This is a genomic window from Cupriavidus laharis, from assembly GCF_914271435.1.
Classification (GTDB): Bacteria; Pseudomonadota; Gammaproteobacteria; order Burkholderiales; family Burkholderiaceae; genus Cupriavidus; species Cupriavidus laharis.
The window spans coordinates 36314-60989 of sequence record NZ_CAJZAI010000009.1; the positions used below are offsets into that span (position 1 = coordinate 36314).

The following is a 24676-nucleotide window of genomic DNA, read 5'->3' on the forward strand; positions in this document are numbered from 1 at the left end:
TCGTTCAATTCTGGATGATTTTCGGCTTGCGGAATTTAACCTACTAGGTTAGTTTGCATGGAGAAAGGTACGGCGCATTACAAGCTGCAGCATGTAAAGGCCATGCTTGCGGCAGGCAAGATGAAAATGACGTATGTAGCGTATGCCGGAGCGCGGCGATGAATCTGGACTGGGGCGGCGTGTGCGACATTCTGCTAGACCTTGTGCCTGCCGATTTCTACAAGAGTATGACAACGTATCAGGATCACCGGGTTTGGCAGGATGTGTACCGCCCTGCCACACGATATGGTGGCTTGTATGTAAAGCTGACGATGGCGGACAAGGTGCTTGTGGTGTCGTTCAAGTCCAGATAGACGTGGTCCTGGCTGACAGAGGAGTGGCGGATGAGGTGTCCTGTTTGCGGTGGTGCAGAACTGGTAAAAGGCGTGCGTGATGTGCCCTATACGTATCGCAGCGAAACAACCATGATTCCTGATGTGCTGGGCGAGTGGTGTGACAAATGTGGTGATGGTGTACTGGATGAGGATGGCGACAGGGTTAGCCAGGCGATGCTGGCTTTCAACAAGCAGGTCAATGCGTCGCTCGTGGATCCGACATATATAACCGCAGTCCGCAAGAAACTCCGCCTCGATCAGCGCGAAGCCGCCGACATTTTCGGTGGCGGCGTCAACGCGTTCTCGCGCTACGAAACTGGCAAGACCAAGCCGCCGCTAGCCTTGGTCAAGCTCCTGAAGCTGCTCGACCGCCACCCGGAACTCCTGGCGGAAGTCCGGGCGGTCTGAAGACGCTCTCACAGCGGATAGTCGTAGTCGATCGACAGCGGCGCGTGGTCGCTGAATTTCTCATCCTTGTAGATCGAGCACACATGCGCCGTGCCGGCAATCTTCGGCGTGGCCAGGTGGTAGTCGATGCGCCACCCGACGTTCTTGGCATAGGCCTGGCCGCGGTTGCTCCACCACGTGTATTGCTCGGGGCGCGGGTCGAGCTGGCGGAATACGTCCACGTAGCCGTGCGTGTCGAAGAGTTCGCCGATCCAGGCCCGTTCTTCTGGCAGGAAGCCTGAATTCTTCAGGTTGCCCTTCCAGTTCTTGATGTCGATTTCCTTGTGAGCGATGTTCACGTCGCCGCACAGGACGATTTCGCGCCCGGTGGCCTTCAGTTGCAGCAGATGGGGCAGGAAAGCTTCCATGAAGCGGAACTTTGCCTGCTGACGCTCCTCCGAACTCGAGCCGGATGGCACGTAGACGGAGATGACCGCGAGGTGCGGATACTGCACCTCAACATAGCGTCCTTCGCTGTCGAACTCCGCATTGCCGAAGCCGGTAATCACGCGCTCCGGCTTATGGCGCGTGTAGAGGCCGACGCCGCTGTAGCCTTTTTTCTCCGCGTAATGGAAGAAGCCGTGGTAGCCATGTGGCGCCAGGAACGCTTCAGTCATGTCGGCGGCCTGCGCCTTGAGCTCCTGTACGCAGACCATGTCTGCGTCCTGCTTGCCCATCCACTCGAAAAAGCCCTTCTTGGACGCGGAGCGGATGCCGTTGAGGTTGGCGCTGATAATCCGTAACATGCGGGAAATTTTTGAATTCAGAGAGAAAAGATGACGCAGCAGACGACGCCTTCCACCGCGCAGCAGGCCGGCCAGCCGGATCTCAGCCAGACCTTCATCCGCTTCGCGCTGGACGCCGGCGTGCTGTCCTTTGGCGAGTTCGTGACCAAGGCGGGCCGGAAGTCGCCGTACTTCTTCAACGCCGGCCTGTTCAACCAGGGCGCGATGCTGGGCCAGGTGGCGCAATTCTATGCGAAAACCCTGCTGGCCTCGGGCGTGCAGTTCGACGTGCTGTTCGGGCCGGCCTACAAGGGCATCACGCTCGCGTCGGCCACCGCCGTGGCGCTGGCGGGCATGGGCCGTGACGTCGGCTTCGCCTACAACCGCAAGGAAGCCAAGGATCACGGCGAGGGCGGCACACTGGTCGGGGCGAAGCTCCAGGGCAAGGTCGTCATCATCGACGACGTGATTTCCGCCGGCACCTCGGTGCGCGAATCGATGCAGATGATCCGCGCGGCTGGCGCCGAACCTGCAGCCGTGCTGATCGCGCTGGACCGCATGGAGAAAAGCGGCACTGCCGACCAGGTCGGCACGCATTCAGCCGTGCAGGACGTGCAGCGTGAATACGGCGTGCCCGTGATCGCCATTGCCAGCCTGAAGGACCTGCTGGCCTACCTCGACGCGTCCAACGATCCGGCGCTGTCGGGTTCGCGCGAGGCCGTGGCCGCCTACCGGCAGCGCTACGGCGTCTGACGGGAAACACGGTGCGGTTGCCGGAGGGTAGCCTCCGGCCGAGCACAATAGCAGCACTCTTCACTTGGCAAGGAGCACGGCGTGGCGGGCAAGGAGCGGCAGGAAATCCAGGAAGGCGCTGGGCGGCGGGCAAGGCCCGCAAAGTCCGAAAGATCCGAAAGATCCGAAAAGCCCGCGCGGGCGCGCAAGGCGCCGGCACTGAATTGCGGGGCGGAGGACCTGCCTGAGGGCACCGCCGCGGGCCGCCCGGCGCATGAAGCCTACGCCGTGCGCGCGCTGGTCCTGCAGGGCGGCGGCGCGCTTGGCGCCTACCAGGCGGGCGTCTACCAGGGCCTGGCCGAAGGCGGCGTCTACCCGAACTGGGTCGCGGGGATTTCCATTGGCGCGCTGAATGCGGCGATCATCGCCGGCAACCCGCCCGAGCGCCGCGTGGAGCAGTTGCGCGCCTTCTGGGAGTACATTTGCGTGCAGCCATGGCTGCCAAGCCTGTCGCAGGCCTGGATGTTCGAGAATGCGGACACCTGGCCGGAGCCGGTGCGCATCTGGTTCGACAGCCTGCACGCCGCACGTGCGATGTTCGAGGGCCAGCGCGGCTTCTTCCAGCCGCGCAACTGGCTGGAACTGGTGACCCGCTACACCGACCCGACCCGCGCCAGCTACTACGACACCACGCCGCTGAAGGCCACGCTGGAGCGCTTTGCCGACTTCGACCTGATCAACCGGCCCAAGGAGATGCGGGTGTCGGTGGGCGCGGTCAATATCCGCACCGGCAACTTCGCCTACTTTGACAACACGCGCGAAACGCTGCGTCCCGAGCATTTCATGGCCTCCGGCGCGCTGCCGCCGGGCTTCCCCGCGGTGGAGATCAACGGCGAGTACTACTGGGACGGCGGCCTGGTTTCCAACACGCCGCTGGCCGAAGTGCTTACCGCCCAGCCGCGCCGCGATGCGCTGATCTTCCAGGTAGACCTGTGGAGCGCACGCGGCAAGCTGCCGCACGACCTGGCGGACGTGGCGGAGCGGCAAAAGGATATCCAGTACTCCAGCCGCACCCGCGCGATCACCGACCACATGCGCGAGCAGCAGAACTTCCGCCGCATGCTCGCCGAGGTGATGGCGCTGGTGCCGCCCTCCAGGCGCGACGATGCGTGGTACCGCCGCGCGGCCGAGCATGCGTGCGACGCGCGCCGCAATGTGATCCAGCTGATCTACCGCGACAAGTCCTTCGAGAACCATGCCAAGGACTACCAGTTCGGTTCGCTCGCCATGCACGAGCACTGGACCAGCGGGCTGGACGATATCCGCCAGACCTTGCGCCACTCCCATTGGCTGGCCATGCCGAGCCGTGAACACCCGTTCGTCACCCACGACGTGCATCGCGGCAACGGCGACCACGAGTGACGCGGCGCGCGTGCCGCTGCGGCAGGACTACTCGACCTTGACCCCGGCCAGCTCGCGCCGCGGCGGCGGGTAGGTCGGCCTGAGCCGGCGGAACACGTCGGTCAGAATCTCGGCCACCATCAGGTTGCGATGGGTCTTGGAGTCGGACGGCACGATGTACCACGGGCATTCCGAGGTGCTGGTGGCGGCAATGGCCGACTCGTAGGCATCCATGTAGGCCTTCCAGTGCTTGCGCTCGGCCAGGTCGGTCAGGTCGAATTTCCAGTGCTTCTGCGGATCGGCCAGCCGCGCTTCGAGCCGCGCCTTCTGCTCGTCTTTCGAGATATGCAGGAAGCACTTCACGATGGTGGTGCCGGTCTCGGTCAGCAGCGTCTCGAACGCGCGGATCTGGCGGTAGCGGCGCTCGCACTCTTCGTCATCGATCCAGCCATGCACGCGCGTGATCAGCACGTCTTCGTAGTGGCTGCGGTTGAACAGCACGATCTCGCCGGCTTTGGGCACCTGCAGGTGCACGCGCCAGAGGTAGTCGCGCGCCAGTTCCTCGGGGCTTGGCGCCTTGAAGCTCACCACGCGGATGCCGAGCGGATCGAAGCTGCGGAAGACTGAGCGCACCGTGCCGTCCTTGCCGCTGGTGTCCATGCCCTGCAACACCACAAGGATCTTGCGCCGGTGTTCGGCGTAGAAGATGTCCTGCTGGAGGTCCAGCTCGTCGCTCAGTTGTGTGATGCGCGCCAGATCGGCCTGCTTGTCGCCCTGCGACACCGGCTTGCTCCCCGGGTCGAAGCCGGCAAGGCTGAAACGCTTGCCCGAAGTGATGCGGTAATCATCCAGCGGCATGGGTGCTCCATCGGTTCGGCCGGCGGCAGGACGCCGCACGGAACGTTCGGAATCCCCGCCGCAGTCAGGCCGTGGTGAAGCGAAGCGGGGCGCACAGGCCCCTATAGTCAGGCCGGCAGGGCAGCCAGGTCAATGGTGCCTTCGAACACGGTGGTGGCCGGGCCGGTCATGCGCACGGGCGCCGTGCCGCCGTCCCAGGCAATGCTGAGGTCGCCGCCGTGGGTATGGACCTTCACCGGAGAGTGGAGCAGGCCCCGGCGGATGCCGGCCACGACGGCTGCGCAGGCGCCCGTGCCGCAGGCCAGTGTCTCGCCCGCGCCGCGTTCGAATACGCGCAGGCGGACGGTGTGTCGGTCGACCACTTGCAGGAAGCCGGCGTTCACGCGGTTGGGGAAGGTCGGATGGTTTTCGATCAGCGGGCCGTCCTGCAGCACCGGGAAGTTCTCGACGTCGTCCACCACCTGCACGGCATGCGGATTGCCCATCGACACTGCGGAAATCCACGCGGTGCGGCCGTTGATCTCCAGCCCGTAGGCGGTGTCTTCGCCTTGGGCGCGCGTCGGCAGGCCATCGGGACGGAACGGTACGCGGGCCGGTTCCAGTTCGGGCGCGCCCATGTCCACCGTGACCTGGCCGTCATCCTGCAAGGTTAGCGTGATCACGCCGTTCATGACCTCCACGCGGACCGAGCGCTTGTCGGTCATGCCCTTGTCGGTGACGAAGCGCACGAAGCAGCGCGCGCCGTTGCCGCAGTGCTCGACCTCGCTGCCGTCGGCATTGAAGATGCGGTAGCGGAAGTCCACGTCGTCGCGCGTGGGTTTTTCCACAATCAGCATCTGGTCGGCGCCCACGCCGAAATGCCGGCTGGCGAGCGCGCGCCACTGCTCGGTAGTCAGGTCGAGCTTCTGGTGGATGCCGTCGAGCACGACGAAGTCGTTGCCGGCACCGTGCATCTTGGTGAACTGAAGTTTCATGGTGCAAATTGTAGCCGCGCAGGGCCGGGCCTGCCGGCCGCGGTCAATAGATCGACGGTTCGCTTGGCGGGCGGTTCTTGAAGCGCTTGTGCACCCAGTAGTACTCGGCCACGCGCGGGCGGATGGAGTCTTCGAAGAAGGCGTTCATGCGGCGCGTATCTTCCGAGACGCTGTCGCCGGGGTAGTTTTCCCATGCCGGCAGGATGCGCAGCACATACCCCTGGTAGTCGGGCAGCATCTCCGTGTAGATCGGCACCACCTTGGCGCCGGTCAGCCGCGCCAGTCGCGACACCGAGGTCAGCGTCAGCGCCTGCACACCGAAGAACGGCACATATTCCGAATCGCGTTCGCCGAAGTCCATGTCGGCGATCAGCTGCAGCGCCTCGCCCTTCTTCAGGCAACGCAGGATGTCGCGTGCGCTGTCATTGCGCGAGATCATCTTCGCGCCGAAGCGGCCGCGTGCGTGCTTGAGGAAGCCATCGAACAGCTTGTTCTTCTGGGCGGTGTACAGCGATGCCCCCGAACGGCCCACGTGGTCACGCAGGTGGATGGTCAGCCGGATGGCGCCGGCCTCGACGCCGGACAGGTGCAGCGTGACCAGGATGTGCGGCGTACCGTCCATGGCCACGAGATCGGCCTGGTCGTCGATCTGCACCCAGCGGCGCATCTGTGCCTCGCTGCCCGTCCAGAAGATGCCGCGCTCGGCAAAGCTGCGGAACACGGTGCGGAAGGATTCGCGCGACAGCGCGTCGATCTCGGCTTCGCTCTTGTCGGGGAAGCAGGCGCGCAGGTTGGCTTGCACGATGCGGCGCCGGCTACTGGGTACGAGGTAAAGCAGTCCGCCCAGCCCTTCGCCGAAACGCGCAACGAGTGGATAAGGCAGCTTGCCCAGCACGGTCAGCAGGCCGATGCCGAGCCACGTGAAGAGTCGGCTCATGAGTGGGAGGATTCGGTGGCCGCCAGCGTGTCCTGCGCCGGGTGCTGCACGCCGGACGGGGTCTTGTAGCGGTTGTAGCCCCAGAGGTACTGCGTGGGCGCGATGGCGACCAGTTCCTCCACGGTACGGTTGATGATGGCGGCCGCTTCCGCGGGATCTTCCGGCAACATGCCGCCATCGTTGACGATGCGCAGGTGGCCGCGATAACCGGCTCCGCGCGGCAGGCGTTCGCCGAAGATGGCAACCACCGGGGCGTTCGTGAGTTGCTGCAGGCGGTGAACCAGTGCCATGGTGTAGGCGGGTTGGCCGAAGAAGGGCGCCCAGTTGCCCTCTCCGCCACTGGGCACCTGATCGGGCAGGATGCCGACGGCCTGTCCGCGCTTGAGCGCCTTGACCAGCATGCGCACGCCGCGCGGCGTGGCCGGAGCCATGGCCATGTTGGGACGGGTGCGCATGCGCTCGATCCAGTCGCGCAGCCACGGCTGGTGGGGGGGCTTGAATAGTGCCGTCACCGGGCGCAGCAGCGCGTGCGATTGTGGCAGCACTTCAAAGCAGCCAAGGTGAGGCGTCAGGATGATGATGCCGTTGCCGCGCGCCTGCAGCTTTTCCAGTTCCGGCCACAGGTAGTCGTCGAAACCGTACAGGCGGGCACGGATCTTCTTTCGGCTCCAGAAGTACGGCATTTCCAGGATCATGCGGCCACTTGAGCGGGCCGCTTCGGCGATCATCTGCTCGGTGGCATCCGGAAAGGCCAGCAGGAAGTTTTCCCGCAGGCGGCGTCCGTAGCGGCCCGGCAGGCGGGCCGCCAGCAGGCCGAGCGCGCCGCCCATGGCCTGGAGCAGGCGCAGTGGGAAGCGGGAGATCAGCCAGAACAGGAAAGTCATCGTGTGGCGGTGGATGGCGGTCCCTTGCGGGAAGGTCGGCAATGCGGCCGCAAGCCGTCGTTCAGGGCTCAGGAACTGGCTGGTTCCTGCCGCTAACCATGTATCAGATCGGCGTGCGCCGGCACACGGTGGCCCCGAAGCCACTGGCTGCATTGTGCCGGCAGGCGCGTATAATAGCGTGTATCGCCGAGTTAACTGACAACTTGCGGGGCGATACCGCTCTAACCGAGCGGCCTGAAAATACCGCTAAAGCGTCGCCGCCATGACCCGACAGGCTGGCACGCAATAGCCAACCTGGAGAACAAGTTCGTGGCAAACGACTTCCTTTTCACTTCGGAGTCCGTCTCCGAAGGCCATCCCGACAAGGTCGCAGACCAGATTTCCGACGCTGTCCTGGACGCCATCCTGGCGCAGGACAAGTACGCGCGTGTGGCTGCCGAGACGCTCTGCAACACCGGGCTGGTCGTGCTGGCCGGGGAAATCACCACCACGGCCAACGTGGACTATATCCAGGTCGCTCGCGACACCATCAAGCGCATCGGCTACGACAACACCGAATACGGCATCGACTACAAGGGCTGCGCGGTGCTGGTCGCCTATGACAAGCAGTCCCCTGACATCGCCCAGGGCGTGGATCGCGCGTCCGACGACTACCTGAACCAGGGTGCCGGCGACCAGGGCCTGATGTTCGGCTATGCCTGCGACGAGACCCCGGAGTTGATGCCGTTCCCGATCTATTACTCGCACCGCCTGGTCGAGCGCCAGTCGCAGCTGCGCCGCGACGGCCGCCTGCCCTGGCTGCGTCCGGACGCCAAGTCGCAGGTCACCGTGCGCTATGTCGACGGTCGTCCGCACAGCGTGGACACCGTGGTGCTGTCGACGCAGCATGCGCCCGATATCACCCAGGCGCAGATCCGCGAGGCGGTGATCGAGGAGATCATCAAGCCGGTGCTGCCGCCCGAGATGCTCAAGGACACCAAATACCTGGTGAACCCGACCGGGCGCTTCGTGATCGGCGGCCCGCAGGGCGATTGCGGCCTGACCGGCCGCAAGATCATTGTCGATACGTACGGCGGCGCCTCACCGCACGGCGGCGGCGCGTTCTCGGGCAAGGATCCGTCCAAGGTCGACCGCTCGGCTGCCTACGCCGCGCGCTACGTGGCCAAGAACGTGGTGGCCTCGGGCCTGGCACGCCAGTGCCAGGTACAAGTGAGCTACGCCATCGGCGTGGCGCGCCCGATCAACGTGACCGTCTACACGGAAGGCACCGGCAAGATCCCCGACGCGAAGATCGCCGAACTGGTGCAGGAACACTTCGACCTGCGTCCGAAGGGCATCGTGCAGATGCTGGATCTGCTGCGTCCGATCTACGAGAAGACCGCAGCTTACGGCCACTTTGGCCGCGAGGAGCCGGAGTTCTCGTGGGAAGCGACGGACAAGGCAGCGGTTCTGCGCGCAGCGGCTGGTCTGTAAGCATTCGCTGTTCTGGTGTGAAACCCCGTTGGCCGCTGGCCGGCGGGGTTTTTTGTTGGATGTCTTTGCTGATCGCGTGCCTGTGATCAATTCATCACCAAAAAATAGCGCGTAAAATTCCCCCATCCGGCAAACCGAGAAAGCCCATGCCATCCGCTTCCACCCCCTCAGCAAAACTCGACCTGATCCGCCCGCAGCCGTACACCGACTGGTCGCCCGAGGTGGATGCCGCGACGCAGGCGGATCTGCGCCGCCAGCTCGAGCAGGGCGCGGTGCTCTATTTCCCGGATCTGCACTTCCGTTTCGAGCCGGGCGAGGAGCGTTTCCTCGACAGCCGCTATTCGGACGGCAAGTCCAAGAACATCAACCTGCGCGCCACTGACACCGCCGTGCGCGGCGCGCAGGGCACCGGGCAGGATCTCGCCGACCTGTACCGGCTGATCCGCCGCTATGCCGAGTTCAGCGAAAAGCTGGTGCTGTCTCTGTTCCCGGAGTACGGCCCGTACATGACGCGCGCCGGCACGTCGCTGCGCCCGAGCGAGATCGCCGGCCGCCCGGTGAGCTGGCGCAAGGACGACACGCGCCTGCATGTCGACTCCTTCCCATCGAACCCGCTGCTGGGCCAGCGCCTGCTGCGCGTGTTCCACAACATCGACCCTGCGGCGCCGCGCGTCTGGCGCGTGGGCGAGCCGTTCGCCGATTTTGCGCAACGCTTCGTGCCGAAGACCCACGGCATGTGGCCCGGCCAGGCGTGGCTGATGAAGCAACTTCACATCACCAAGCGCAAGCGTTCGGAATACGACCACCGCATGCTGCAACTGCACGACCTGGCCAAGGCCGACCTGGACTACCAGGCCAGCGTGCCCCAGCAGGAATTCCAGTTCCCGCCGGGATCGACGTGGATCGTCTTCAGCGATCAGCTCCTGCACGCGGCCATGCGCGGCCGCGCGATGATGGAGCAGACCATCTACCTGGATCCGAAGGCCATCTCCGACCATACCCATTCGCCGGAAGCCGTGCTCTCGCGCATGCTGGGCCGGCCGATGCTGGTCTCCTGAGAGCCCTGAGCGTTCGGCACAGCAGCATCTTCAGCATGGTCTCGAAGCGCTTGCCGTAGGGCGGCGCGAGCAGGCCGGCGCCGTCCAGGCACGCCTGGTGGGCGGCAACGCTCTGGCTTCCGCCGGCCGCCGGCCTTCACTTCCCGCGGGGGCAGCGCCTACACTGGTCTTCAGGCTTGCCATCCTCCGGAGCGGGCAGAGGGCGCACGCCCCGCCGCAATCTCCGGGGTCGCGGGGAGACAGATGGAAACCACGTATGACTATGTCGTTGTCGGCGCGGGTTCGGCCGGGTGCGCGCTGGCCGGGCGCCTGGCCGACAGCGGCAGCGACAGTATTGCGCTGATCGAGGCAGGCCGTCACGACCACCATGTGCTGGTGCGCACACCTGCGGGCGCCGCAGTGATGCTGCCGCGCGCCGGTGCGCGCAATTACGCCTATGAGACCGTGCCGCAGCCGGGGCTGAACGGCAGGCGCGGCTTCCAGCCAAGGGGACGCGGGCTGGGCGGCAGCTCGTCGATCAATGCCATGATCTACACGCGCGGCCGGCCGGCGGACTACGACGCGTGGGCCGCGGCGGGCTGCGATGGCTGGTCCTGGGACGACGTGCTGCCGTATTTCCGCCGCGCCGAGTGCAACGCGCGCGTGGCCGGCAGCGACGACGATCCGCTGCACGGCGGTACTGGCCCGCTCCATGTGTCCGACCTGCGCACGCCCAATCCATTCGGCCAGCATTTCATCGACGCCGCGCAGCAGGCCGGCTACGCGCGCAACGACGATTTCAACGGCGAAGAGCAGGAAGGTGTCGGCTGGTACCAGGTCACGCAGCACGAAGGCGAGCGCTGGAACGCCGCGCGTGCCTACCTGCATGGCGGAAACGCACGCGACAAGGCCTGTAACGGCGGACGTGCCGGCCTGCACGTGCTGACCGGCATGCAGGTGCTGCGTATTGTTTTCGAAGGCAGGCATGCGGTGGGCGTGCTGGCTGTCCGCAATGGCCGCCAGCACCTGCTGCGCGCGCGCCATGACGTGATCCTGTCGGCCGGCACCTTCGGCTCGCCACAACTGCTGATGGCATCCGGTGTCGGGCCGGCGGCGCACCTGCGCGAGCTTGGCATACCGGTGGTGCATGACCTGCCGGGTGTGGGCGGCAACCTGCAGGACCACCTCGACATCATCCTGCAGAAGCGCCTGGCCGCGCCGGAGCTGTTCGGCCTGTCGCTGGGCGGCGCCTTGCACCTGCTGTCCGAGATGCTGCGCTACCGGCGCGAGCGCGCGGGCATGATGAGCTCGAATTTTGCCGAGGCGGGCGCGTTCATTCGCAGCCGTCCCGACCTGGCCGAGCCCGACCTGCAGCTGCATTTCGTGGTGGGCATGGCCGACGACCACATGCGCAGGATCCGCTTCGGCCATGGCTATTCATGCCACGTGTGCGTGCTGCGCCCACGCAGCCGCGGAGAAGTCCGGCTGGCCTCACCCGACATGCGGCGGCCGCCGCGCATCGATCCCGGCTATCTTTCCGATGCGCGCGACCTCGACGACATGGTGGCCGGCGTGAAGATCGTGCGCCGGATCTTTGCGCAGCCGCAGCTTGCGTGCTTTGGCGGCCGGGAGCTGTATTCCGCGCACCTGCGTGCCGATGGCAGCGACGACGCGGCCGTGCGCGAGATGATCCGCGAGCGCGCGGACACCATCTACCACCCGGTGGGCACGTGCCGCATGGGTATGGATGCGCTGGCGGTGGTCGATCCGCAACTGCGCGTGCGCGGGGTCGAGGGCCTGCGCGTGGTCGACGCCTCGATCATGCCGACGCTGGTTGGCGGCAACACCAATGCGCCCGCCATCATGATCGGCGAGCGCGCGCACGACCTGATCCGCTACGCGCCGCGCGTGCTGCTGCGGATTCGCGAGACCATGGAAGCCTGAGGAGCGGGACTGTCAGGCACTCCAGCCGCGCTCGAACACCCGCTTCAGCGCTTCGGCCTCCATGTCGAGCGTGCCGAACACGCGCCCGTGCTGCCGGCCCAGCCGGCTCGCGACGAAGGCCTCGGCGTTTTCCGCGTCGGCATGCGACAGCATCAGCGCGGCCTGCGCGGTCAGCACCAGCCCCTGTGCGAAGCGCCGTGCATTGGCTTCGAGCTGCTCCGCGGGCTCGCGCAGCATCGCCTGCAGCGAGGCCAGTTCCGCACGCACGGCAGGGTGTGCCGTGGCGCGGCGCGACAGGTCCTGCAGCAGCAGGGCCGCGTCATCGGGGGTGCGCTGGATCGCGCGCAGCACGTCCAGGCACATGATGTTGCCCGAGCCTTCCCAGATCGAGTTGACCGGCGCTTCACGATAGAGGCGGGCCATCGGGCCGTCTTCGACATAGCCGTTTCCGCCCCAGACCTCCATGGCCTCGCCGGTGGCCTCGATCGAACGCTTGCAGATCCAGAACTTGGCTGCAGGCGTGACCACGCGCTTCCAGGCCGCGGCAAGCGGGTCGCTGTCGGCATGCTCGAAGGCGTGGGCCAGTTCCACCATCAGCAGCGTGGCGGCCTCGCTTTCGAGCGCGAGGTCGGCCAGCACGTTGCGCATCAGCGGCTGGTCTGCCAGCAGCCGGCCAAAGGCGCTGCGGTGTCGCGTGTGGTGCAGCGCCTGTACGTAGGCGGCGCGCAGGATCGCGGCGCTGCCGATCACGCAATCGAGCCGTGTATTGGTGGCCATCTCGATGATGGTCGGGATGCCGCGGCCTTCCTTGCCGATCAGGATGCCGCTGGCCTCGCGGAACTCGACTTCGCTGCTGCTGTTGGAGCGGTTGCCAAGCTTGTCCTTCAGGCGCTGGATCTGGACCGGGTTCTTGCTGCCGTCGTCGCGAAAGCGCGGCACGAAGAAGCACGACAGCGGCCCGTCTTCGGCGCCCATGCGCGCGACTACGAGGTGTGCGTCGCACATCGGCGCCGAGAAGAACCACTTGTGGCCGGTCAGCAGGTACTCGGCACCGCGGCCTTCGCCACGCACGGGGCGGGCCACCGTGCTGTTGGCGCGCACATCGGAGCCGCCCTGCTTCTCGGTCATGCCCATGCCGATCATGATCGCGGTCTTGTCGCGCCATGGCAGGTCGCGCGCGTCATGGTCCTTCGCGTACAGGCGCGGCTCGAGTTCGGCGAACAGCGCGGTTTCCTTGCGCAGCACGGGAATGCTTGCGAAGGTCATGGTGGTCGGGCAAAGCGATCCCGACTCGACCTGCGCCTGCAGGAAATAGCCCGCCGTGCGCGCCATCCAGGCACCCGCGCGCGGCTCGGCAAACGGCAGCGCCTGCAGCTGCTGGCTGCGCAGCAGTGAGAGCAGCGCATGCCAGCTCGGGTGGAAAGTGACCTGGTCGATGCGCTCGCCGGTGCGGTTGTGCGTATGCAGCTCGGGCACGTACCGGTTGGCATCGGCGCCCCAGGCCAGCACCTCGGGCTCGCCCAGGCGAGCGCCGTAGCTGGTCAGCGCCGCGGCGTGCCAGCCGCCGCCCAGGCGCTCCAGCGCGTCGCTGACGATGGGGTCGCAGCCAAAGAGGTTGTAGTGCGCGAGATCCGGCACTTGGTTGAAGACGCGGTGCGTGGCGGCGTCGGTCATGATGTCTCCTGGATCGGCTTGCCTTTGATTGCATGGTAGAGCACGTAGCGAGCCCCACGAGTGCGCTGCGGTGCCCCTGTCGACGATTCTTGCGGTGCAGCATGGGCAATTCGATACTCCTGCGCACAGCTGTGGCACCACGAATGAGTGGGAACTGGCACTGGCGCCGGCCGGGGGCTTGTGCTTAAATTCACCCCGTTGGATGAAACAGGGGTGCCGTACGGATGGGCCGTGCGAGCTGAGAGAGTCCCTTCGAACCCGATCCGGTTAGTACCGGCGTGGGAAGTTTCTAGCAAGACCAAACGCTCTTGTCCCTCCGGGACTCGCCTCCTGGCCCCAGGCCACGGCGGCGCTCACAGGGCTCCTGGTTTCGTCCACCCCGCAAGAGAGAGGACGACACCCATGGCCCGTACTGCCCCCGCAGCTTCCTTCGAATCGCTCGAGAGCGACCTCGACCAGAAATTCGCCTATCCGGCTTCCAGCAAGACCTACCTGACCGGCACCCGCCCGGATATCCGCGTGCCGCTGCGCACCATCCTGCAGACGTCCACGCGTACCGAGAAGGGCGACATGCCCAATCCGCCGATCCCGGTGTACGACACCTCGGGCCCGTACAGCGACCCGGACGTGCACATTGACCTGAAGGCCGGCCTGCCGGCGCTGCGCGCGAAGTGGATCGACGAGCGCGGCGACACCGAAGTGCTGCCCGGCCTGTCGTCGGAATACGGCCGCGACCGCGCCAATGACCCGGCCACCGCGCACCTGCGCTTTGCCCAGCTGACCAACCCGCGCCGCGCCAAGGCTGGCGCCAATGTGTCGCAGATGCACTATGCGCGCAAGGGCATCATCACGCCGGAAATGGAATACGTGGCGCTGCGCGAATCGCTGAACCTGCAAGCGCTGTACGACAAGCCAGAATACAAGGCGCTGCTGCGCCAGCACCCGGGCAATGCGCTGGGCGCGGGCCTGCCGCTGCGTCCGGAAGACATCACGCCGGAATTCGTGCGCCAGGAAATCGCCTCGGGCCGCGCCATCATCCCCGCCAACATCAACCACACCGAACTGGAGCCGATGGCGATCGGGCGCAATTTCCGCGTCAAGATCAACGGCAACCTCGGCAACTCGGCAGTGACCTCGTCGCTGGCCGAGGAAGTGGAAAAGATGGTGTGGTCGATCCGCTGGGGCGCCGACACCATCATGGACCTGTCCACCGGCAAGCACATCCACGAAACGCGTGAATGGATCCTGCGCAATTCGCCGGTGCCCATCGGCACGGTGCCGATCTACCAGGCGCTGGACAAGACCGGCGGCATCGCCGAGGACCTGACCTGGGAGATGTTCCGCGACACGCTGATCGAGCAGGCCGAGCAGGGCGTGGACTACTTCACCATCCACGCCGGCGTGCTGCTGCGCTACGTACCGCTGACGGCCGACCGCGTCACGGGCATCGTTTCGCGCGGCGGTTCGATCATGGCCAAGTGGTGCCTGGCGCATCACAAGGAAAACTTCCTGTACACGCACTTCGACGAGATCTGCGAGATCATGAAGGCGTACGACGTGTCGTTCAGCCTCGGCGACGGCCTGCGTCCGGGTTGCATCGCGGACTCGAACGACGACGCCCAGTTCGGCGAACTGCGCACGCTGGGCGAACTGACCGCCAAGGCGTGGAAGCATGACGTGCAGGTGATGATCGAAGGTCCGGGCCACGTGCCGCTGCAGCGCATCCAGGCCAATATGGATGAAGAGCTCAAGCACTGCTACGAAGCGCCGTTCTATACGCTCGGACCGCTCGTGACCGACATCGCCCCAGGCTACGACCACATTACCAGCGGCATCGGCGCGGCCAACATCGGCTGGATGGGCACTGCCATGCTGTGCTACGTCACGCCGAAGGAGCACCTGGGCCTGCCGGACAAGGAAGACGTGCGCGAGGGCATCATCACCTACAAGATCGCTGCCCACGCTGCCGATCTCGCCAAGGGCTGGCCGGGTGCGCAGCTGCGCGACAACGCGCTGTCGAAGGCGCGCTTCGAGTTCCGCTGGGAAGACCAGTTCAACCTGGGCCTGGACCCGGAACGCGCGCGTTCGTACCACGACGCCACGCTGCCGGCCGAGGGCGCCAAGATCGCCCACTTCTGCTCGATGTGCGGGCCGAAGTTCTGCTCGATGAAGATCACGCAGGAAGTGCGCGATTACGCGGCCTCGTTGCCGAAGGAAGCGCAGCAGGGCATGGAAGAGAAGTCGATCGAGTTCCTGAAGAAGGGCAGCAAGATCTACTCGTAAGGCAGTTCGGGCATGGTTCGCACCCATGCCCGCGTTCTATTCGCCCGTCGCGCAGCGCCTCGCGCGCGGGCAATCGGATAACAGGAGGCCGCAGGCGGCGCGCACCGATGCGCCGTCCTGCGGCACGCAACTCATGACAGCAGTGCAGTCCTTTGATGTCGCCATCCTTGGTGCCGGCCTGGCCGGCCGCCTGGCCGCATGGCAGCTCGTGCGCCAGGGCGCGCGCGTGGCGCTGGTCGAGCGCGGCAGCCCGGACGGGTCCGGCTCCGCCGCGCACGTGGCCGCCGCCATGCTGGCGCCGCTGGCGGAGTCGGCCATTGCCGAGCGCCGCATCGTCGATCTTGGCATCGCCAGCGTCGACCTGTGGCGCGCGTGGCTCGCGCAGTTGCCGGAGCCGGTGTTCTTCCAGGAGGACGGCACGCTGGTGGTCTGGCATGCGCGCGACCGTGGCGAGATGTCGCTGTTCACGAGCCGCGTGCGCGCGGTGTCGCCGCCGGAACTGGTGGCGCAGCGCATGCGCGCGCTGGACGGCAAGGGCGTGGGCGAAGTGGAACCCGCGCTGGCGGGCCGCTTCACGCAGGGCCTGCTGCTGGCCGGCGAAGGCCAGCTCGACAACCGTGGTGCGCTGCGTGCGCTGCTGTCCTGCGCGGTCAGCGAAGGCGTGCATTGCGTCTGGGAAGCGGGCGAGGCCGACGTTGCCTGCCTGCCGTCGCTCGGTATCCGCGCACGCGTGGTGCTCGACTGCCGCGGCCTGGGCGCGCGCGCCGCATGGCCGGCCGAGCCGGGCAAGGGCGGCCACGGCGCGATGCCGGGCCTGCGCGGGCTGCGTGGCGAAGTCATACGCGTGCATGCGCCCGACGTGAAGCTGCATCGCCCGGTGCGCATGCTGCATCCGCGCTATCCGATCTATATCGCGCCCAAGCCCAACGACCTGTACGTGATCGGCGCCACCGAACTGGAAAGCGAGGACGATTCCCCGGTGAGCGTGCGTTCCGCGCTGGAGCTGCTGTCGGCCGCGCACTCGCTGCACCCCGCGTTCGGCGAGGCGCGCGTGCTTGAACTGAACGTGCAGCGCCGTCCCACGCGCCCCGACCACCTGCCTGCGATCCGCGTGGACCAGCAGGCGCGCGTGGTGCGCGTGAACGGTCTGTACCGCCACGGCTTCCTGATCGCGCCCGCGGTTACCGAAGCAGCCTGCGCGGTAGTGAAGGCCCTGCTCAATGATGACCCGGCCGCGCACGCGGTGCCGGCCGCGCTGCGCTGGCCCGGCATGATCGAGGCCGTGACGGAAACACCCGCGCTCGCCGGTGCCCCTGTGGACCACTCCGGCCTGCTGCACTGATGCTGAACCCATGGATATCCTGCTGAACGGCCGCCCCTTCGCTGTCGCCGACGCCGCCACGCTGGCGGACGCGGTGGTTGCGGCCAAGATTGCCCCGCCGTTCGCCGCGGCGGTCAACGGCCAATTCGTGCCGCGCGCGGCGCACGCGGCCACGCCACTCGCGGCCGGCGACCGCATCGACCTCGTCCAACCCGTGACGGGAGGCTGACCCCATGACATTCGAACCGACAGAAACCCTGCGCGACCCGTTCGTGCTCTATGGCGAGTCCTTCGGCTCGCGCCTGCTGCTGGGCACGGCCCGCTATCCGTCGCCGGCCACGCTGCAGGCGGCCGTCGAGATCTCGCACCCGGCCATGGTGACCGTGGCGCTGCGCCGCCAGGGCGCGGTGGGCGAAGGTGAGGGCGGCCAGGCCTTCTGGCAGATGCTCAAGGGACTGGGCGTGCCAGTGCTGCCCAACACTGCTGGCTGCTTTGCCCCGCAAGAGGTCATCACCACTGCCATGATGGCGCGCGAGGTATTCGAGACCGACTGGATCAAGCTGGAACTGATCGGCGACGACTACACGCTGCAGCCCGACACGCTGAACCTGCCCGCCGTGGCGGAAACGCTGATCAAGGAAGGCTTCAAGGTGTTGCCGTACTGCACCGAGGACCTGGTGCTGTGCCGCCGCCTGCTCGACGTGGGCTGCCAGGCGCTGATGCCGTGGGCCGCGCCGATCGGCACCGGTCGTGGCGCCATCAATCCGCACGCCATGCGCGTGCTGCGCGAGCGCCTGCCCGACACGCCGCTGATCGTCGATGCCGGCCTGGGCCTGCCGTCGCATGCTGCGCAGGTGCTGGAGTGGGGCTATGACGGCGTGCTGCTGAACACCGCCGTGGCGCAGGCCGCCTATCCGGTCAACATGGCACGCGCGTTCGCGCAGGCCGTGGAAGCGGGCCGTACCGCCTACCTGGCGGGGCCGATGCCCGAGCGCGAAGTCGCGCAGGCCAGCACCCCGGTGGTCGGCATGCCGTTCTGGCACGCCGAAGGCGCGGAGAACCGGGCATGACCCGCCACGCGGTACATGCCGCGAGCGACGGCCCGTTGCGCCAGGCTGTGCTGGAGCACTATGGCGAGACTTTTGGCGTGTCCGATCACCCGTGGCAGGCGTGGCGGCTCGCCGACGCGCCCGCCAGCCCTGGTGCCTGCGACGTGCTGCTGTCCGATGGCGAGGCCGATGCCGACCTGGTCGCACGCGTTGCCGCCGCTGGCGCTACGCTGATCGAGACCGACCGCGAAGGCGGGAAGTGGATCGACACGGTGCATTCGCCGATGGGCACGTGGGTGCTTTCCGTTCGCGCGGACGATGACCAGGCGCACTCGCCGGCGTTCGTCGCGGTGCTGCTGGCCTGCCTGTCGCTGCATTTCCCCGCGCATGACGCGCTGTGCCTGGCACGCGCGTGGCGTCCGGGCTCGGCCGAATGGCCGACCGAGTTCGAGCGCTTCCCGCGCGTGCGCCATGCTGCGCTGGTGGCGCCTGAAGCCTCGGTGCCGGCCTTTGCGCCGTGCCCGCCGGCGCTTGGTCTCTACGCCGTGGTGCCTAGCGCAGAATGGATCGAGAAGCTGGTGCCGCTGGGTGTGCCGACTGTGCAGTTGCGTTTCAAGTCGGATGATCCTGGCGCTGTCCGCGCGGAAGTGGCGCGCGCGGCGAAGGCTGCAAAGGGGTCGCAGTCGCGGTTGTTTATCAATGACCACTGGCGGGTTGCTGTCGAACTGCATGCCGCCAGCGGTGGCGATAGCGGGATCTATGGCATCCACCTCGGCCAGGAAGACCTGGAAGAGGCTGATCTCGATGTCCTGCGTGCGTCCGGCCTGCGCTTGGGCGTGTCCACGCATGGCTATGCGGAGATGGTGCGCGTGGCGGCGATCCGGCCAAGTTATCTGGCGCTCGGGGCGATTTTCCCGACTACCACCAAGGTCATGCCGACGGCGCCGCAGGGAATGGGGCGCTTCCAAGCGTATGTGAAGCTGATGCAGCCGGTGATTCCGTCTTTGGTTGGTATTGGCGGAGTCAATGCATCGAACATGCAGCAAGTGCTCGCCATTGGTGTCGGCAGCGCTGCCGTTGTACGGGCGATCACAGAGGCCCACGACGTCCCGGCAGCCGTGGCGCATCTGGTCGGCCTGTTCCCCGCCGACTAAGCATGCTTTGACGGGATATCCAATGGCGCTATACTTGTATAGCAACTTTGGAGCCCGTCATGCTTGCCATCCGATTACCTGACGAAATCGAGGAGCGCCTCGAAGCCTTGGCCAAGCGGACAGGTCGCACGAAGACCTTTTATGCGCGCGAAGCCATCGTGCAACACCTGGACGATCTCGAAGACCTGTATCTGGCAGACAAGATTGCCGCCCGTGTCCACGCAGGGGAAGAATCGACGGTAACACTCGATGAGCTGGAGGCGCGGCTTGGCCTGGCGGATTGAAGTTACGCAAACGGCTGAGAAGCAACTTGCCAAGCTGGATCGTCCTGTCGCCAGGCGTCTGGTCGCATTCCTGCGCGAGCGGATCGCAGTCGCCGATGATCCGCGCTCGCTTGGCCAGGCTTTGAAGGGCGGCGAACTCGGTGAGTATTGGAAATACCGCGTCGGGGAGTGGCGGCTGATCTGCCAGATCGAAGATTCGCGCATTACGGTGGTGGTGCTGCGGTTGGGCAATCGCAAGGATGTTTACTGCTGATGTTGCGGGAAACGCAGTGGGCAATATTTGTGCGACATTCGCCCAGCGTTGGGAGCCAGTTCAGACCCCCCGCTATCATGTCGTGCTGCATCCCCGGCCAATCACCCAGCGTTCCCCATCATGTCCAGCCCGATCGAGATCATCCCCGCCGCCCCCGGCACGCCCGAAAAACCGTACTTCGGCATCGACGTCCCGCTGATGCGCTATTTCGGCCTGCAGCCGGAGCTGATCGAAGCGGACTATTGCCGCACGCGCCTCCCCGCGCACCCGCAACTCGTGAACAGCCGCGGCGACGTGCACGGCGGTACGCTGATGGCAACGCTGGACTTCACGCTGAGCGGTGCGGCGCGTTCGCACGCACCGACGGAAACCGGCGTGATCACAATCGATATGTCCACACATTTCCTGGCCGCGGCGCGCGGCGAGCTGACGCTTGAAGCCCGCTGCATGCGCCGCGGCGCCCGCATTGCCTTCTGCGAGGGCGAGGTGAAGGACGCTTCGGGCACGGTGGTGTGCGTCGCGCGCGCGGCCTTCAAGCTGGTGCCGCTGTCGAGCGGCGGCAACTGATCAGTCAGGCAGGCGGCGGTACACCGCCGCAAAACGTGCCTGCTCTGTGATGCCATAGTCGCCGGGCGCGTACTGCATCAGCCAGTCGCCGGGCTTGCCGTGCAGCACATCGCCGCCATCGGAGCGCGCAATACTGAACGCCTCTTCCATGCGGCGGGCCAGCACGGGTACCGGCTTGTTGCGGTAAGGGCCGTCCTCGCCGTGTGCAGAGGGCTCCAATGCCACGTATTTCGGATCGAAGCGCTCGCGCGAGACGACCCAGCGGTCGCCGGTCGCGCCAGTGACAATGGCATCGCCGACGCGGTAGCGGTTGGGGCCTTCGCGGCTCTCCAGTTCGCCGGCTTTCGCGGCAAACATCACCTGTACCTGCTCTTCCTTGACGTAGCGCGCGGCAGCGGGGTCCTCACGCAGGTCGATGTCGGTCAGTGGCTGCATATCGGCTCCGTTCAGCCCAGCACGCGCGGTGCGAAGGCGTGGTTGAGCGGGCCGTTGCCCGCACCAAGTCTCAGGCCAGCGCCGGCGGCAATCGCCTGCGCCACATAGTCGAGTCCCTTGCCCACCGCGTCTTCCAGTGTGTCGCCGCGTGCCAGCTGCGAAGCGATGGCAGCAGCCAGCGTGCAGCCGGTGCCATGCAGGTTCTTCGTGTCGATGCGCGGATGCGTGAACACGCGCACGGTGCCATCGGCCAGCATCAGCAAGTCGTCCAGTGCGCCGCTCGCGCTCGCAGGGCCATCGTCGTCGAGGTGGCCGCCCTTGAGCAGCACCGCGGCGCAGCCCATTGCGATCAGGTCCGCGGCGGCCTGCTCCATCTCGGCGCGGCGCGTGATCGGGCGGCCCAGCAGATAGGAGGCCTCCGGCAGGTTGGGCGTCACCAGCACGGCGCGCGGGAACAGCAGGCGCACCATGGCCTGGCTGGTCGCGTCGTCGGAGAGCGTGGCGCCCGAAGTGGAAATCATCACCGGGTCCACCACCAGCTTGCGGATGCCGTGGCGGTCCGCCGCCGCAGCCACAGCCTCGACGATGGCCGCGGTGCCCAGCATGCCGGTCTTGGCTGCGTCGACGCCGATGTCGCTTGCCACCGCGTCGATCTGTGCCGCCACCATGTCGGCGGGAATCGCATGCACGCCGGTCACGCCCAGCGTGTTCTGGGCGGTAATCGCGGTGATGGCGCTCATGCCGAAGCAGCCAAGCGCCGAGAACGTCTTGAGGTCGGCCTGGATGCCGGCGCCGCCGCCCGAGTCGGAACCTGCGATGGTGAGGGTGCGGGGTGGTGTCGGGGTCATGTGAGAGAAATGAGCGGAAAAAAAGCCGGTGGCGCTTGTACTCGTTCGCGCCGGGCAGGCTACAATACCGCCACTCCGAGGAGCGTTGCAACGGATCGTGGCGTAACATGCCCTCCGCCAGGCTCGGACTGTCTTCAACGGCGCTCGCTGATCCGTGGTTCGCACGGTGGCGAGTCGACCTATCCGCCCGCTTTACCCATATCCGCATATCGGTTCATGCGTCCGGGGAGTGCGGCCTGATTTCCCGCCCGTCACTGTCGTCCACTCTTCACCGGGAGTGATACATGAACGCTGTGACTGACCTCAAGCAAGATTACCTCGTCGCCGACATCAACCTGGCCGGCTGGGGCCGCAAGGAAATCGCCATTGCCGAGACCGAAATGCCGGGCCTGATGGCGATCCGCGACGAATTCGCCGCCGCGCAGCCGCTCAAGGGCGCACGCATCGCCGGCTCGCTGCACATGACGATCCAGACCGCCGTGCTGATCGAGACGCTCAAGGCGCTGGGCGCCGACGTGCGCTGGGCTTCGTGCAACATCTTCTCGACGCAGGATCACGCCGCTGCCGCGATCGCCGCGGGCGGCACCCCGGTGTTCGCGTTCAAGGGCGAGTCGCTGAAGGAATACTGGGACTTCACGCACCGCATCTTCGACTGGGCCGACGGCGGCACGCCGAACATGATCCTGGATGACGGCGGCGATGCCACGCTGCTGCTGCACCTGGGCGCGAAGGCCGAGAAGGATGCCTCGCTGATCGCCAAGCCGGGTAGCGAGGAAGAGACCTTCCTGTTCGCCGCCATCAAGGAAAAGCTGGCCAAGGACCCGTCGTGGTACAGCCGCAACCTGGCCGCCATCCGCGGCGTGACCGAGGAAACGACGACCGGCGTGCACCGCCTGTACCAGATGGCGCAGAAGGGCGACCTGAAGTTCCCGGCCATCAACGTCAACGACTCGGTCACCAAGAGCAAGTTCGACAACCTGTACGGCTGCCGCGAATCGCTGGTGGACGGCATCAAGCGCGCCACCGACGTGATGATCGCCGGCAAGATCGCCATCGTGGCCGGCTACGGCGACGTGGGCAAGGGCAGCGCGCAGGCGCTGCGCGCACTGTCGGCGCAGGTGTGGGTCACCGAAATCGACCCGATCTGCGCGCTGCAGGCCGCCATGGAAGGCTACCGCGTGGTGACCATGGACTACGCTGCCGAACACGGCGATATCTTCGTGACGTGCACCGGCAACTACCACGTCATCACGCATGAGCACATGGCGAAGATGAAGGACCAGGCCATCGTCTGCAATATCGGCCACTTCGACAACGAGATCGACATCGCCTCGATCGAGAAGTACGAGTGGGACGAGATCAAGCCGCAGGTCGACCACGTCAAGTTCCCGGACGGCAAGAAGATCATCATCCTGGCCAAGGGCCGCCTGGTGAACCTGGGCTGCGCCACAGGCCACCCGTCGTACGTGATGAGCTCGTCGTTCGCCAACCAGACCATCGCGCAGATCGAGCTCTGGCAGGAACGTGAGAGCGGCAAGTACCCGGTGGGGGTATACACGCTGCCGAAGCACCTGGACGAGAAGGTTGCACGCCTGCAGCTCAGGAAGCTGAACGCGCAACTGACGGAGCTGACTGAACAGCAGGCCGCGTATATTGGCGTGAAGAAGGAAGGCCCGTACAAGGCGGATCACTACCGTTATTAATCCCAGGGACGACTCCCTTCTTCCGCTCGCGGGAGAGGGGAGAACACCGCCAACAGAGTCCAACAAGGAGCCGCCATGAGACTGCTGATCGTCTGGATCATCAACGCCGTGTCGCTGTTCGTGCTGCCGTACATCCTGCCGTCGATCCACATCAAGAGCTTCGGCTCGGCGATGCTGGCCGCACTGGTGCTGGGCCTGGTCAATACGCTGATCCGGCCGATCCTGGTGATCCTGACACTGCCGGTGACGCTGTTGACGCTGGGGCTCTTCATCTTCGTGATCAACGCGCTGCTGTTCCTGTTCGTCGGCAACCTGCTGTCGGGCTTCACGGTCGGCGGTTTCTGGGCGGCCCTGCTGGGCTCCATCCTGTACAGCGTGATCTCGTGGCTGTTGTCCAGCCTGCTGCTGGGCGAACGCACGGCCTGACGGCCGCGTAACGCCGCGGGTCCTACCACGCGCGCCGCGCCAACGCGGCGCGCCACCATCATGCAAGACCGCTACTACAGCTTTGAATTTTTCCCGCCGAAGACGGCGGAGGGCGTCGAGAAGCTGCGCAACACGCGCGCGCAGCTCGCTCCGCTCAACCCGAAATACATTTCGGTGACGTTCGGCGCCGGTGGCACCACGCAGCAAGGCACGCTGGACACCGTGCTGGAGATCCAGCGTGAAGGCATCGAGGCCGCGCCGCACCTGTCCTGCGTCGGTTCCTCTCGCGAGAGCATCCGCGCGATCCTGCAGCAATACCGCGACGGCGGCATCCGCCATATCGTCGCGCTGCGCGGCGACATGCCGTCGGGCATGGGCGAGATCGGCGAATTCCGCTACGCCAACGAGCTGGTGGAGTTCATCCGCGCCGAGACCGGCGACTGGTTCCAGATCGAAGTGGCGGCCTACCCGGAATACCATCCGCAAGCGAAATCGCCGCGCCACGACCTGGAGAACTTCGTGCGCAAGGTGAAGGCCGGCGCGAACTCCGCCATCACGCAGTACTTCTTCAACGCCGACGCGTACTTCCGTTTCGTCGATGACGCGCGCGCGATGGGCGTGGACGTGCCGATCGTGCCGGGCATCATGCCGATCACGAACTACTCGCAGCTGATGCGCTTTTCCGAGATGTGCGGCGCCGAAGTGCCGCGCTGGGTGGCCAAGCGGCTCGAGGGCTTCGGCGACGACCGCGAGTCGATCCGCGCCTTCGGCCTGGACGTGGTCACGGCGCTGTGCGAACGGCTGCTGGCCGGCGGCGTGCCGGGCCTGCATTTCTACACGCTCAACGCGGCCGGCGCGACCAAGGCGATCTGGCAGCGCCTGAAGCTCTGACC

General features: G+C 66.1%; 26 protein-coding genes and 2 riboswitches. Of the genes, 18 read left to right on the top strand and 8 right to left on the bottom strand.

Annotation, left to right across the window (positions count from 1 at the left end):
* Nucleotides 1-158 precede the first annotated feature (158 nt).
* Nucleotides 159-353, top strand: coding sequence for a type II toxin-antitoxin system MqsR family toxin (locus tag LDO29_RS18120; RefSeq protein WP_318035509.1), 195 nt, complete (start codon nt 159-161; stop codon nt 351-353).
* Between the two features lie 30 nt (nt 354-383).
* Nucleotides 384-782 carry a type II TA system antitoxin MqsA family protein gene (locus LDO29_RS18125; protein ID WP_224081185.1) on the top strand — a complete coding sequence of 133 codons (399 nt, stop codon included), beginning with the start codon at nt 384-386 and terminating at the stop codon, nt 780-782.
* A gap of 8 nt (nt 783-790) precedes the next feature.
* Here LDO29_RS18125 and LDO29_RS18130 read toward each other — a convergent pair whose 3' ends face one another.
* Nucleotides 791-1567: an exodeoxyribonuclease III gene (locus LDO29_RS18130; RefSeq protein WP_224081186.1), complete on the bottom strand. Its 777-nt coding sequence runs from the start codon at nt 1565-1567 to the stop codon at nt 791-793.
* A gap of 30 nt (nt 1568-1597) precedes the next feature.
* Between LDO29_RS18130 and pyrE the strand changes: the two genes are divergently transcribed.
* Complete coding sequence (gene pyrE / locus LDO29_RS18135; protein ID WP_224081187.1) at nt 1598-2299, top strand: orotate phosphoribosyltransferase; 702 nt, start codon at nt 1598-1600, stop codon at nt 2297-2299.
* 198 nt (nt 2300-2497) lie between these two features.
* Entirely contained in the window at nt 2498-3700 is a 1203-nt protein-coding gene (locus LDO29_RS18140) for a patatin-like phospholipase family protein (protein ID WP_396022692.1), read from the top strand.
* Nucleotides 3701-3727: 27 nt separating this feature from the next.
* Here the strand turns inward: LDO29_RS18140 and LDO29_RS18145 are convergent, their stop codons facing one another.
* The 4 genes from LDO29_RS18145 to LDO29_RS18160 all read right to left on the bottom strand — a co-directional run bounded on the left by LDO29_RS18145 (nt 3728) and on the right by LDO29_RS18160 (nt 7332).
* Nucleotides 3728-4537, bottom strand: a complete 810-nt coding sequence (locus tag LDO29_RS18145; protein ID WP_224081189.1) for a polyphosphate kinase 2 family protein — start codon at nt 4535-4537, stop codon at nt 3728-3730.
* A 107-nt stretch (nt 4538-4644) separates the two neighbouring features.
* Nucleotides 4645-5511, bottom strand: a complete 867-nt coding sequence (gene dapF, locus LDO29_RS18150; protein WP_224081190.1) for a diaminopimelate epimerase — start codon at nt 5509-5511, stop codon at nt 4645-4647.
* A gap of 43 nt (nt 5512-5554) precedes the next feature.
* The gene (locus LDO29_RS18155; RefSeq protein ID WP_224081191.1) at nt 5555-6448 is read right to left on the bottom strand and encodes a lipid A biosynthesis lauroyl acyltransferase; all 894 of its coding nucleotides are present in this window, start codon (nt 6446-6448) and stop codon (nt 5555-5557) included.
* Complete coding sequence (locus LDO29_RS18160) at nt 6445-7332, bottom strand: lysophospholipid acyltransferase family protein (RefSeq protein WP_224081192.1); 888 nt, start codon at nt 7330-7332, stop codon at nt 6445-6447. Before LDO29_RS18160 ends, LDO29_RS18155 begins: the two co-directional genes overlap by 4 nt.
* A gap of 309 nt (nt 7333-7641) precedes the next feature.
* On the opposite strand from LDO29_RS18160, the gene metK reads away from it, so the two are divergent.
* The 3 genes from metK (at nt 7642) to LDO29_RS18175 (ending at nt 11786) form a co-directional block, all read left to right on the top strand.
* Entirely contained in the window at nt 7642-8805 is a 1164-nt protein-coding gene (gene metK / locus LDO29_RS18165) for a methionine adenosyltransferase (RefSeq protein WP_224081193.1), read from the top strand.
* Nucleotides 8806-8951: 146 nt separating this feature from the next.
* Nucleotides 8952-9863 carry a Kdo hydroxylase family protein gene (locus LDO29_RS18170; protein WP_224081194.1) on the top strand — a complete coding sequence of 304 codons (912 nt, stop codon included), beginning with the start codon at nt 8952-8954 and terminating at the stop codon, nt 9861-9863.
* A gap of 243 nt (nt 9864-10106) precedes the next feature.
* Nucleotides 10107-11786: a GMC family oxidoreductase gene (locus LDO29_RS18175; protein ID WP_224081195.1), complete on the top strand. Its 1680-nt coding sequence runs from the start codon at nt 10107-10109 to the stop codon at nt 11784-11786.
* 12 nt (nt 11787-11798) lie between these two features.
* Here LDO29_RS18175 and LDO29_RS18180 read toward each other — a convergent pair whose 3' ends face one another.
* On the bottom strand, nt 11799-13460 hold the full coding sequence (locus tag LDO29_RS18180) for an acyl-CoA dehydrogenase family protein (protein WP_224081196.1): 1662 nt from the start codon (nt 13458-13460) through the stop codon (nt 11799-11801).
* 199 nt (nt 13461-13659) lie between these two features.
* A riboswitch (TPP riboswitch) is annotated at nt 13660-13762 on the top strand.
* A 100-nt stretch (nt 13763-13862) separates the two neighbouring features.
* Between LDO29_RS18180 and thiC the strand changes: the two genes are divergently transcribed.
* The 8 genes from thiC to LDO29_RS18220 all read left to right on the top strand — a co-directional run bounded on the left by thiC (nt 13863) and on the right by LDO29_RS18220 (nt 20371).
* Nucleotides 13863-15743, top strand: coding sequence for a phosphomethylpyrimidine synthase ThiC (gene thiC / locus LDO29_RS18185; protein WP_224081197.1), 1881 nt, complete (start codon nt 13863-13865; stop codon nt 15741-15743).
* A 133-nt stretch (nt 15744-15876) separates the two neighbouring features.
* Nucleotides 15877-17085, top strand: a complete 1209-nt coding sequence (locus LDO29_RS18190; protein ID WP_224081368.1) for an FAD-dependent oxidoreductase — start codon at nt 15877-15879, stop codon at nt 17083-17085.
* Between the two features lie 10 nt (nt 17086-17095).
* Complete coding sequence (gene thiS / locus LDO29_RS18195; RefSeq protein ID WP_224081198.1) at nt 17096-17293, top strand: sulfur carrier protein ThiS; 198 nt, start codon at nt 17096-17098, stop codon at nt 17291-17293.
* Nucleotides 17294-17297: 4 nt separating this feature from the next.
* Nucleotides 17298-18134, top strand: coding sequence for a thiazole synthase (locus tag LDO29_RS18200; protein WP_224081199.1), 837 nt, complete (start codon nt 17298-17300; stop codon nt 18132-18134).
* Nucleotides 18131-19267: a thiamine phosphate synthase gene (locus tag LDO29_RS18205; protein WP_224081200.1), complete on the top strand. Its 1137-nt coding sequence runs from the start codon at nt 18131-18133 to the stop codon at nt 19265-19267. Before LDO29_RS18200 ends, LDO29_RS18205 begins: the two co-directional genes overlap by 4 nt.
* A 59-nt stretch (nt 19268-19326) precedes the next feature.
* Nucleotides 19327-19551, top strand: a complete 225-nt coding sequence (gene relB / locus LDO29_RS18210) for a type II toxin-antitoxin system RelB family antitoxin (RefSeq protein ID WP_224081201.1) — start codon at nt 19327-19329, stop codon at nt 19549-19551.
* Nucleotides 19535-19804 carry a type II toxin-antitoxin system RelE family toxin gene (locus LDO29_RS18215; RefSeq protein WP_224081202.1) on the top strand — a complete coding sequence of 90 codons (270 nt, stop codon included), beginning with the start codon at nt 19535-19537 and terminating at the stop codon, nt 19802-19804. The genes relB and LDO29_RS18215 overlap by 17 nt, the downstream gene beginning before the upstream one ends.
* A 120-nt stretch (nt 19805-19924) precedes the next feature.
* On the top strand, nt 19925-20371 hold the full coding sequence (locus LDO29_RS18220) for a PaaI family thioesterase (protein WP_224081203.1): 447 nt from the start codon (nt 19925-19927) through the stop codon (nt 20369-20371).
* Here the strand turns inward: LDO29_RS18220 and LDO29_RS18225 are convergent, their stop codons facing one another.
* Both LDO29_RS18225 and thiD read right to left on the bottom strand, forming a co-directional pair.
* Nucleotides 20372-20806 (bottom strand): PGDYG domain-containing protein, encoded by a 435-nt coding sequence (locus tag LDO29_RS18225; protein WP_224081204.1) that lies wholly within the window; start codon nt 20804-20806, stop codon nt 20372-20374. It lies immediately after the preceding gene.
* Between the two features lie 11 nt (nt 20807-20817).
* Nucleotides 20818-21654, bottom strand: coding sequence for a bifunctional hydroxymethylpyrimidine kinase/phosphomethylpyrimidine kinase (thiD, locus tag LDO29_RS18230; RefSeq protein ID WP_224081205.1), 837 nt, complete (start codon nt 21652-21654; stop codon nt 20818-20820).
* A 71-nt stretch (nt 21655-21725) separates the two neighbouring features.
* Nucleotides 21726-21807, top strand: a riboswitch (S-adenosyl-L-homocysteine riboswitch).
* Between the two features lie 131 nt (nt 21808-21938).
* Here thiD and ahcY point away from each other — a divergent pair.
* The 3 genes from ahcY (at nt 21939) to metF (ending at nt 24674) form a co-directional block, all read left to right on the top strand.
* Nucleotides 21939-23357 carry an adenosylhomocysteinase gene (gene ahcY / locus LDO29_RS18235; protein ID WP_224081206.1) on the top strand — a complete coding sequence of 473 codons (1419 nt, stop codon included), beginning with the start codon at nt 21939-21941 and terminating at the stop codon, nt 23355-23357.
* Nucleotides 23358-23432: 75 nt separating this feature from the next.
* Complete coding sequence (locus tag LDO29_RS18240; RefSeq protein ID WP_224081207.1) at nt 23433-23783, top strand: phage holin family protein; 351 nt, start codon at nt 23433-23435, stop codon at nt 23781-23783.
* Between the two features lie 60 nt (nt 23784-23843).
* Nucleotides 23844-24674 (top strand): methylenetetrahydrofolate reductase [NAD(P)H], encoded by an 831-nt coding sequence (metF, locus tag LDO29_RS18245; protein WP_224081208.1) that lies wholly within the window; start codon nt 23844-23846, stop codon nt 24672-24674.
* The last annotated feature ends 2 nt before the right edge of the window (nt 24675-24676 follow it).